General features: G+C 50.3%; 9 protein-coding genes. All 9 read right to left on the bottom strand.

Annotated elements, in window-relative coordinates; translation table 11 throughout:
* Positions 1 to 191: 191 nt before the first annotated feature.
* A complete protein-coding gene (locus AC0QH1_RS03895; RefSeq protein ID WP_324629553.1) occupies positions 192 to 497 on the bottom strand; it encodes an ArsR/SmtB family transcription factor in 306 nt (101 codons plus the stop codon).
* 90 nt (positions 498 to 587) lie between these two features.
* Positions 588 to 1,577, bottom strand: coding sequence for an arsenosugar biosynthesis radical SAM (seleno)protein ArsS (gene arsS, locus AC0QH1_RS03890; protein WP_324629552.1), 990 nt, complete (start codon positions 1,575 to 1,577; stop codon positions 588 to 590).
* A 626-nt stretch (positions 1,578 to 2,203) separates the two neighbouring features.
* On the bottom strand, positions 2,204 to 3,031 hold the full coding sequence (gene pstB / locus AC0QH1_RS03885; protein ID WP_324629551.1) for a phosphate ABC transporter ATP-binding protein PstB: 828 nt from the start codon (positions 3,029 to 3,031) through the stop codon (positions 2,204 to 2,206).
* A gap of 317 nt (positions 3,032 to 3,348) precedes the next feature.
* Entirely contained in the window at positions 3,349 to 4,251 is a 903-nt protein-coding gene (gene pstA / locus AC0QH1_RS03880; protein WP_442957275.1) for a phosphate ABC transporter permease PstA, read from the bottom strand.
* A 41-nt stretch (positions 4,252 to 4,292) separates the two neighbouring features.
* Positions 4,293 to 5,249, bottom strand: coding sequence for a phosphate ABC transporter permease subunit PstC (gene pstC, locus AC0QH1_RS03875; RefSeq protein WP_324629549.1), 957 nt, complete (start codon positions 5,247 to 5,249; stop codon positions 4,293 to 4,295).
* Between the two features lie 127 nt (positions 5,250 to 5,376).
* Entirely contained in the window at positions 5,377 to 6,516 is a 1,140-nt protein-coding gene (gene pstS, locus AC0QH1_RS03870; protein ID WP_324629548.1) for a phosphate ABC transporter substrate-binding protein PstS, read from the bottom strand.
* A gap of 564 nt (positions 6,517 to 7,080) precedes the next feature.
* Positions 7,081 to 8,076 (bottom strand): permease, encoded by a 996-nt coding sequence (locus AC0QH1_RS03865; RefSeq protein WP_324629547.1) that lies wholly within the window; start codon positions 8,074 to 8,076, stop codon positions 7,081 to 7,083.
* 93 nt (positions 8,077 to 8,169) lie between these two features.
* Positions 8,170 to 8,406, bottom strand: coding sequence for a thioredoxin family protein (locus AC0QH1_RS03860; protein WP_324629546.1), 237 nt, complete (start codon positions 8,404 to 8,406; stop codon positions 8,170 to 8,172).
* Positions 8,403 to 8,816: an arsenate reductase, glutathione/glutaredoxin type gene (arsC, locus tag AC0QH1_RS03855; protein ID WP_324629545.1), complete on the bottom strand. Its 414-nt coding sequence runs from the start codon at positions 8,814 to 8,816 to the stop codon at positions 8,403 to 8,405. The genes AC0QH1_RS03860 and arsC overlap by 4 nt, the downstream gene beginning before the upstream one ends.
* Positions 8,817 to 9,033 lie beyond the last annotated feature (217 nt).

The following is a 9,033-nucleotide window of genomic DNA, read 5'->3' as shown; positions in this document are numbered from 1 at the left end:
GCTTTATTTGGGGATTTTAGATGAGAAATTGCGCTTTTTTACCCCAGAAGGGGAGTTAGTTTTGACGCCGGAGGAAGAAGCCGATGCACAACGACAACGCAACGCTATATTGCGACAAAAACTACAAGAACTCGGCATTAATCCCGACGAAATTGCTTGAATCGGCGGCGAGGGAATGGCGGGGGAATTGCTCAATCAAAGGAGAGCAGACAACAGCCGAGATTGAGGGCATTTTTGGCATCGGGTTTGACGCCGGGGGCGAGGGAATATAACACGGCTTTCCCATCGCGAAGGGCGATCGCCAAACCGGTTTGGCGAAGTACCTTCAGATGATGGGAGAGCAAACTCTGTTCTACCCCGAGGCGATCGCTCAATTCGCTCACATGCAGGGGACCTTCCATGAGCATTTGCAACACCGCCAAACGGGTGGGATCCGCCAGCACTTTCAGCTTGCGGACGCATACTGTAGTGGATGACAGGGGATTGGGGTTCATCATTCCCTCACTCGATGAATTGAACCGAGATTGATATGAACTGAAATTCATATCAACCTCAATAAAAAATTATATCCCCGTTATAGCTTGAAATTAGACTAAAGCGCCACCGCAGCTCGACCCGCAGCCGGCGGTACAACCGTAGCAATAAGCAGCGGTTCGCACTTGTGCGATCGCATCTAAACTGCCGACTTCTAGAAGTTTAGCCACCGTGAGGGTTTCGCCTTCCGGGGTTTTTGCTGGTCTTCCCTCCATTTGGTTAAAATCGCAATCATAAACATTGCCCAAATAGTCGATTGACAGTTCCTCGCGGCACATGAGACGATCCACCGTGGATGCATTGAAGTTTTCTGACAAGAAATGCAGATACGGTTCGAGCAAGTTTTTCCGTTCTAGATGATACTTCAGCCGCCCGATGGGTAAATTGGTAATCGTCAACAAATGGTTAAACACAATCCCAAAATGTTCCGCCAAATAGTCTTTATAAGCGGCTTCTAGTTTCGGCTGTTGTGGTGGCAAAGCAAACTGTTCCGCCGATGTCGGAACTGGGGGATTGTAAACGAAATCGAGGATTAAATTCGGGTCGGTGCCATAGCCGAATTGATTGAGCAATTTTATCGCTTCTATGGAATCTTTATAAACCCCAGAACCGCGCATTTTATCCACATTTTGTTCCAAATAGCAGGGCAAAGACGCTACAACCCGCACGTGATGTTTGGCGAAATATTCCGGTAAATCTTCATATCCCGGCTCGAAAAATATCGTCAAATTAGAACGGACGATAACCTCTTTTTCGGCGGCGCGGGCGGCTTCCACCAGGGGTTTAAATCCGTAGTTCATTTCCGGGGCACCCCCGGTTAAATCTATGGTTTGAATTTGGTCGAATTGTTGAATCAATTGGATGAGTTGGTGGCAAGTTTCTGGGTCGAGTTCTTCTGTGCGTTTCGGTCCGGCTTCGACGTGACAATGAGTGCAAGCGAGGTTACAGCGCTTCCCGAGATTGATTTGCAAAACGGTAATTTGTTTTTTGGTTAGGGGAGAACCGACTTGGCGTTGAAAGGGTACGATCGCAGTTTGAATCATTGTAAAAGTCTCATCTAGGAATTCGTCATCAAGCATTGTCAGCGATCGCCGCTTCCCTGCATCGGGAAACCCCTTACCGGAAAAGGCGATCGCACTTCCGAGGAATGCTATGCGCCCTCATGCTATCTTATTTAAACATTCCAAAATGAGTCTTCCCTGAGAAAGACCCTACCGCCACCCTCTGGCGCGTCCCTATCTGCCTGGATTATTTGTTGTCAATCTGTTATTTTGAAGTCAAACAGAACAAAGCCATTGCCCGTTTCCAGATTGCTATGGATAAAAACAGCCATGACAAAAAGGCTACCCCGAGAAGGGAGAGTTAATTAACTCATTGCCAACGAGAAAATTTTTCCAAAGAGAACTCGGTCTTTCCTGCGGATATTCCGGAAGTCTAGAGGTGCGTTCGGGTTTCGAACGGCGAACCGGGAAGCAGCAAGGGCAGAGGAAAACTACCACCTTGTTTTCGGGAGAAAAGACCGAGGGAATTAAACTGAAGTAGTGGGTTGATAGGAAATCAAGTTAGAGTTTCATCATAGTGGCCATGATTTCATGCACCCCCAAAAGATAGGTATTGCCATAGTCGCGGGGTTGTGGTCAGGGGTGACGCCGATGGGGCGTCAAAGGACTTATCCGAAGCGCCCGCTGACATATTGTTGAGTTGCTTCTTCCTTGGGATTTTGGAAAATATTTTCCGTGCGATCGTACTCCACCAAATACCCAAAGCGCTTACCATCGTCGGAGACTTGAGCGTTAAAGAATGCCGTATAGTCGCAAACCCGAGACGCTTGTTGCATGTTGTGGGTGACGATAACGATGGTGTAATTTTCCTTTAGTTCTTGCATCAATTCTTCCACTTTAATCGTGGAAATCGGGTCGAGAGAGGCGCAAGGTTCGTCCATCAGAACGATTTCCGGGTTAATGGCGATCGCCCGGGCAATGCACAAGCGTTGTTGCTGACCCCCGGATAAAGACAGACCATTGGTTTTTAACTTATCTTTCACCTCATCCCACAGGGCTGCGCGACGCAGGGAATTTTCCACCAACTCATCCAAGTCACCTTTGTACCCATTAACGCGCGCCCCATAGGCGATATTGTCAAAAATGGATTTCGGGAAAGGATTGGGTTTTTGGAAAACCATACCAATTCGCCGCCGAACCTCTACCGGGTCGATGTCTTTGTCATACAGGTTTTGGTCGTAATAGTAGCATTTTCCATCAATATGGAAGCTATCAATCAAATCGTTGAGACGATTGTAACAGCGAATCAAGGTACTTTTACCGCAGCCCGACGGACCGATAAAACCGGTGATCTTTTTTTTCGGGATATCCATTGTCACCTCCCGAACGGCTAAAAAATCACCGTAGTAGATATTGAGATTTTCCGTGCGTAAAATCGCTTCCGTCGTTTGGTCAGTTGAATAGTTTGGATCGGCAGTTGGCTGTTGTGATGGCATAACAATTTACCTGGACTGATAAGCTAGAGTCCACTAAAAACGACAGGGAATTTCAAGCAGTGCGATCGCCTGAAATCGTCAGGACGTACAGATACATAAATGTAACGCTCGACCTGCAACGCAACAGTTGAAGTATCGAATGCGGGAATTTTTGAAATTAAGTAGCGGGCAAAACTGACAACTTCATGCGGGTGGGTTTGGCTGAGAAAAATGGCAGGTCTCTACTATCATACCGCGATTTGGCAATCTGTAACAGATTCTACCATTTTGCCAGAGAGTCCCCCGCCTTGTCAGGGGGAATTTGGCACCGCAATGGGTCAGTAAATGCTCTTGCGGGTGGCCAAACGAGTCAGGATGCTGGTAATGAGAACCAACAACACCAGAATTAAAGAAGCCGCCCAAGCTAACTCCTGCTGACTCTCATAGGGAGTGGTAGCAAAGTTGTACACCAACACCGCCAGGGAAGGAGCCGGTTCAAAAATGCCCTGAGGCCAGAAAAAGGTAAACAGGGCGGTAAAAATCAAAGGAGCCGTTTCGCCAGCAGCGCGGGCCACCGCCAAAGTCACCCCAGTAAGAATTGCAGGTAAAGCCGCCGGCAGAACCACTCGCAACACCGTTTGGTACTCCGAAGCGCCCACCCCCACAGAAGCCCAGCGGATTTCTGGCGGGACAATTTGCAGGGATTCATCCGTGGTGCGGACCACAATCGGCAACATGAGAACCGCCAGAGCCACACCCCCAGCAAACGCCGAGAATTGCTTCGTAGTCAGGACGATAATACCGTAGGCGAAGATACCGACAATAATCGAAGGAACGCCACTGAGGACATTTGTAGCAAAGCGAATCCAGCGAGCCACCTTGGGCGAACTGAATTCCGACAAATAAACCGCACCCAAAACCCCAATGGGTACGCTAATGGCAGCGCCGATGCCCACCATCATTAAAGTGCCTAAAATGGCATTAGCAATGCCACCGCCTTCCGTACCCGCAGCCGGAGGCAGTTGGGTAAACAAATCCAAATTAAGGCGACTAAATCCCTTAATCAGAACGTAAATCATTACGGCGAACAAAGGCAGGAGCGTGACGAGCAAACAGGCACCCGAGATGATGGTCATCGCCAGACCAAACACCGATCGCCCGCTTTGGTAATTGCGAGTCAGACCGCCGCTTGTGGTAGACGCAGTAAACTGTTCTTGTTGTTCTTCAAATCGATTCGACATAGAGCAGACTTTCGCAGAGATTGGGGGAACCTTTCGCAGTGCTAGAACTTCTTGACTTGGCGAACGATCGCTTCAGCGCAGACATTGACAACTAAAGTCAGGACAAACAGAATCAGACCCGCATACATCAGCGCCGCCACTTGCAGCCCAGAGGCTTCCGCAAATTGGTTCGCCAGCAGAGAGGCGATCGTATTCGCCGGGGCGAGCAGGGAAAAATTCAAATCATTGGAATTGCCGATCAGCATCGTCACCGCCATCGTTTCTCCCATTGCGCGACCCAATCCCAACATGATGCCGCCGACAATGCCGGAAAACGCTGCCGGAACCAAGACGCGAAAGATAGTTTCCCAGCGAGTCGCCCCCAGTCCCAGGGAAGCTTGGCGCAGATCCGGGGGTAAAGAAGCCATCGAATCGCGCGAGATTGCCGTAATAATCGGCAAAATCATAATCGTCAAAATGATTCCGGCAGGCAACATTCCCGGTCCGACCGGCGGGGTTGAAAACAGGGGAATCCAGCTAAAATTTTGGTAAAGAAACTGTTCCAGCGGCAGCAGCAGGGGAATGAGCACAAAGATGCCCCACAACCCGTAGACCACGCTCGGGATGGCGGCTAACAGTTCCACCATAAAGACCAGCACGGTGCGAATGGATTTGGGAATGAAATCTTCCGTTAAAAAGATAGCCGTACCGACCCCGAGGGGCACGGCAAGCAATAACGCGATCGCCGATGACACCAAAGTGCCATAAACCATCGGCAGCGCCCCATATTCCTGGTTCACCGGGTTCCAGGCGCTTTGGGTGACAAAACTCAACCCGAACTCGCGGATTGCCGGCACCGACTCGATCGCCACCTCGACGATCGTCCAAATTAACACCCCCGCCACAGACAGGGCAAAAATGCGCGTCAGCCACACAAAACCGCTATCGAGGGTTCTTTCCGTTTTCTGGCGCGGTTCGAGCTGTCTGGGCGCATCTTGAAATTCAGTTGGTGTAGTCATTCTCGACAAATCTACATAACGAACCTATGCAAACAAGGGAGCGAACCCCAGCAAACAGTGAGGGCTGCTTGGTGGAGTGCATCCGCACCGGGGAACGAATTGTCCTGGTGCGGATACAACAATTGAATTATTCGCTCACTTCAATGTCGTATTCTGGGCTGATTTGGTCGGCTTTTGCCGCCACTTTTTCTCTGACACTCGGCGGCAGCGGAATGTAGCCAAGTTGAGAAGCCGCTTCCTGGCCTTTCGTCAAACCGTATTCGATCGCCGCCTCCACCGCTTTAGCGGTTTGCGGATCCTCATAATTCTCATAGGCCAACAGCCAAGTGTAGGTGACAATCGGATAAGAGTTTTCCCCTTCGGGATCGGTAATGAACGCCCGCATATTTTCCGGCAGGGTCACGGCATCCAGGGTACTCGCCGCCGTTTCTTCGCTCGGCATGATGTAATTGCCCGCTTGATTTTCCAGCGCAGCCACATTCAGATCGTTGTTTTTCGCGTAGCCATACTCCACGTAGCCGATCGCCCCGGGAGTTTGTTGGATCTGAGCGGTCACCCCTTCATTGCCTTTCGCCCCCACCCCAGTGGGCCATTCTACCGTTTTCCCGGCTCCGACTTGACTTTCCCATTCCGGGCTAATCGCGCTCAGGTGTTTGGTGAAAACGCCAGTGGTGCCGCTGCCATCAGACCGGTGAACCACAGTAATCGGTTGGTCCGGCAGGTTCACATCGGGATTGACTTCGGCAATTTGCGGGTCATTCCAATTCTGAATGTTCCCCAGCAGAATGTCGGTATAAACTGCGCGCGGCAATTGTAATCCGTCTTCCACCCCCGGGAGGTTGTAGGCGAGGACGATGCTGCCCGCAGTCATCGGCAGCATCAGCGCTCCTTTCTGCATTTCTTGCAGTTCTTCATCGGTCATCGCTACGTCAGACGCGCCGAAATCTACCGTGCCGGCGGTAAACTGACGCACCCCTGCGCCACTACCCACAGACTGATAGTTGACCTGCAAGTTCGGATATTGCTGATTCATATCTTGGAACCAGCGCTGATAAATCGGGGCGGGAAAAGATGCACCGGCACCGTTAAGGGTGACGGGTTCGGCAAGGGCGAGTTTGTCGGTGGTTTCAGCCCCACCCATGTCAGCACCCATATCGGTGCCTTCGGTCTGTGCGCCACTGCAAGCCCCTAAAGCCAAGGCGATCGCTGCGGCGGATAAAGACGCACCCAAACGGGCAGATTTAATTGGATTGAGACGCAAAATCATAACGTTTGTCGCAAACTTTTCGTTTGACTGGAGAGGATAACGATTGAAGCATACCGCTTCACGGTAAAGATAAGGTTAATAAACTCAAAACTTCCTCTAAAAGCACCGTTTCCCCCACCGACGCCAGATTCTATCCCACTCCACGCACTTTTGACCCGATCTCGCCACCGTTTCTCTGCATCGCTTCTTCCCCTGACAACCCTGTGTCGGTGTGGTGGCGATTTTTGCCTACTCTTCTCTGGCTGAAATTGCCAATTTGCTTAGCTTTCTGCCGCACAGCGTCGCCTCTTTTTCCCCTGACTCTCCTACCCCATTCTGAGCCAATTGCCCCCACAACTTCCTCCCCATCCAACCGATGCCTCGGGCAAAATCTTCCAAAAAATTTTACAATTCTCACGCCTCGGATCCCCATTCCCCGCGATCGCCTCCCTGGCGCTTCACCCCCCCCCGGGTTGGTTGGTGTCGGATCCGATGTCTCGTTTCCCCAGGGCGCAACACCGATAATTCTCTGGATTTTGTTTTCCCAGTTCCTCCTCGGAACCATCCTTTGCCCCTACTTAATTCCTACAGCACGGCATTAAACAAATACCCCACACTGACAATGCCCATTGTCATCAATCCGATAAATACCCCTAACAATTGCGGGCGCAACACTTTCCGCAAAATGACGATTTCGGGTAACGATAAAGCCGTGACCGCCATTGTAAACGATAGCACGGTTCCCAAGGCCATTCCTTTGCTGACTAATGCCTCGGTAATCGGCAACACGCCGGCAATATTGGCATAAAGCGGTACCCCCATCACTACCGCGATCGGTACTGCTAGGGGATTGCCCGCACCCGCTACTCGCGCGACTAAATCTTCCGGCGCATAGCCGTGAATTCCCGCCCCGATCGCAATTCCCCCCACCACATAAGGCCACACGGTTTTTACAATTTCTGTGGCTTGATATTGTCCTTGCTCCAATCCCTGCTTCCAGGTTAACTCTATTTCCTCAATTTCTCTTGGCTCTGTCCCTTCTTTTTGCCGAATTTTCTGCAATTCCCAGACAAACGGTTCTACCCAGGGTTCGAGTTTGAGCAAACCGATCGCATATCCCGCCGCGATCGCTAATATTACCCCAAACCCAATATACATCACCGTCACTCTCAACCCAAACAACCCCCACAACAATATCACCGCCACTTCATTCACCATCGGGGCAGAAATTAAATAGGAAAATGTCACCCCCAGCGGCACTCCCGCTTCTAAAAATCCAATAAATAACGGTACCGCCGAACAGGAACAAAATGGCGTGACAATTCCCACCCCCGCCGCCATACTATTCCCCACCACGGTGCGCTTTCCCCCCAGCCAATCCCGTACTTTTTCCGGTTGCAAAAAACTCTGAAACGTTCCCACCACAAAACTAATCGTCAGCAGCAAGCTCAGCACTTTGGGCACGTCATAGAAAAAGAAATGCAAGCTCGCCCCCAAATGCGACTCTAGAGATAACCCAAACAGTTTCTCTACAATTTGCGTCGCAAGCCAATCAAACGGATAAAACGGATCGAACATCATTTTGCCTTCCTTATGGGCAATTCACCCATAATCCTACCCGAGGAGAAAGGCGAGTTTTTTGACTCCCCGCATCTCTCCCCTCTCCCTTGGTTTTCACTGCAATAAATCTTTGATTTCCTCGGGTGACATGACTCTCCCTTTGCTCACCAGTTTGCCATTCACCGCTAAAGCGGGAGTGGACATCACGCCGCGTTTGACAATTTCAATTTGGTCGGTAATATGGGCTATTTCTGCCTCAATGCCCAAAAGCGCGATCGCGCTTTTGGCATTCTCTTCCAATTGGTGGCACTTTTTGCATCCCGACCCTAAAATTTCTACTTTGGTACTCATGCCTTTGCTCCAGTTTTTGTCAAAGAATCTACTAATTTTTCTACTCGGTCTTTGATTTCATCTCGCACTTGGCGAAAGGTTTCTAACGGTTTCCCGTCCGGATCTTCCAATTCCCAATCCGCAAACACCCCTCGCAATACCCAAGGTTCGGGTAAATTCACCCCACAACCGCATAGGGAAATCACCGCATCAAACTCTTCCGGGTTAAAATCGCTTAACGGATCTGAGGTTTGGTTGCTAATATCTATCCCAATTTCTGACATCACCTCCACCGCCGTGGGATTCACTTGACTCGCTTCTAGTCCAGAACTGGTAGCGGCAATTTTTCCCCCTCCTATGGTTTTCGCAAATCCTTCTGCCATTTGAGAACGGCAGGAGTTTCTTTTGCAGACAAACATGACTCGTTTCATGGCTTTTTTTCTGGTACAATATGTGTTTTTTAACTTCTTAAAACTCGTTCCCAGGCTCAGCCTGGGAACGTCCCTCCCGAGGCTCCGCCTCCCCCAATCCATCTCCCCAATAATTTAACTCGTAACTCGTTCGTAACTCGTTAACTCGTTCCCAGGCTCAGCCTGGGAACGTCCCTCCCGAGGCTCCGCCTCCCCCAATCCATCTCCCCAATAATTT

Source organism: Phormidium sp. CCY1219, from assembly GCF_055795085.1.
The sequence above is the reverse complement of the archived record's forward strand: the minus strand, read 5'-3'. Positions and strand labels throughout refer to the sequence as shown.

Excerpts from the sequence above, each read along its gene's own strand:
- AC0QH1_RS03865 (WP_324629547.1), bottom strand. The coding sequence starts at position 8,076 with ATGATGTTCGATCCGTTTTATCCGTTTGATTGGCTTGCGACGCAAATT.
- pstB (WP_324629551.1), bottom strand. The coding sequence starts at position 3,031 with ATGCCATCACAACAGCCAACTGCCGATCCAAACTATTCAACTGACCAA.
- pstC (WP_324629549.1), bottom strand. The coding sequence starts at position 5,249 with ATGACTACACCAACTGAATTTCAAGATGCGCCCAGACAGCTCGAACCG.
- AC0QH1_RS03895 (WP_324629553.1), bottom strand. The coding sequence starts at position 497 with ATGATGAACCCCAATCCCCTGTCATCCACTACAGTATGCGTCCGCAAG.
- AC0QH1_RS03860 (WP_324629546.1), bottom strand. The coding sequence starts at position 8,406 with ATGAGTACCAAAGTAGAAATTTTAGGGTCGGGATGCAAAAAGTGCCAC.
- arsS (WP_324629552.1), bottom strand. The coding sequence starts at position 1,577 with ATGATTCAAACTGCGATCGTACCCTTTCAACGCCAAGTCGGTTCTCCC.
- pstA (WP_442957275.1), bottom strand. The coding sequence starts at position 4,251 with ATGTCGAATCGATTTGAAGAACAACAAGAACAGTTTACTGCGTCTACC.
- arsC (WP_324629545.1), bottom strand. The coding sequence starts at position 8,816 with ATGAAACGAGTCATGTTTGTCTGCAAAAGAAACTCCTGCCGTTCTCAA.
- pstS (WP_324629548.1), bottom strand. The coding sequence starts at position 6,516 with ATGATTTTGCGTCTCAATCCAATTAAATCTGCCCGTTTGGGTGCGTCT.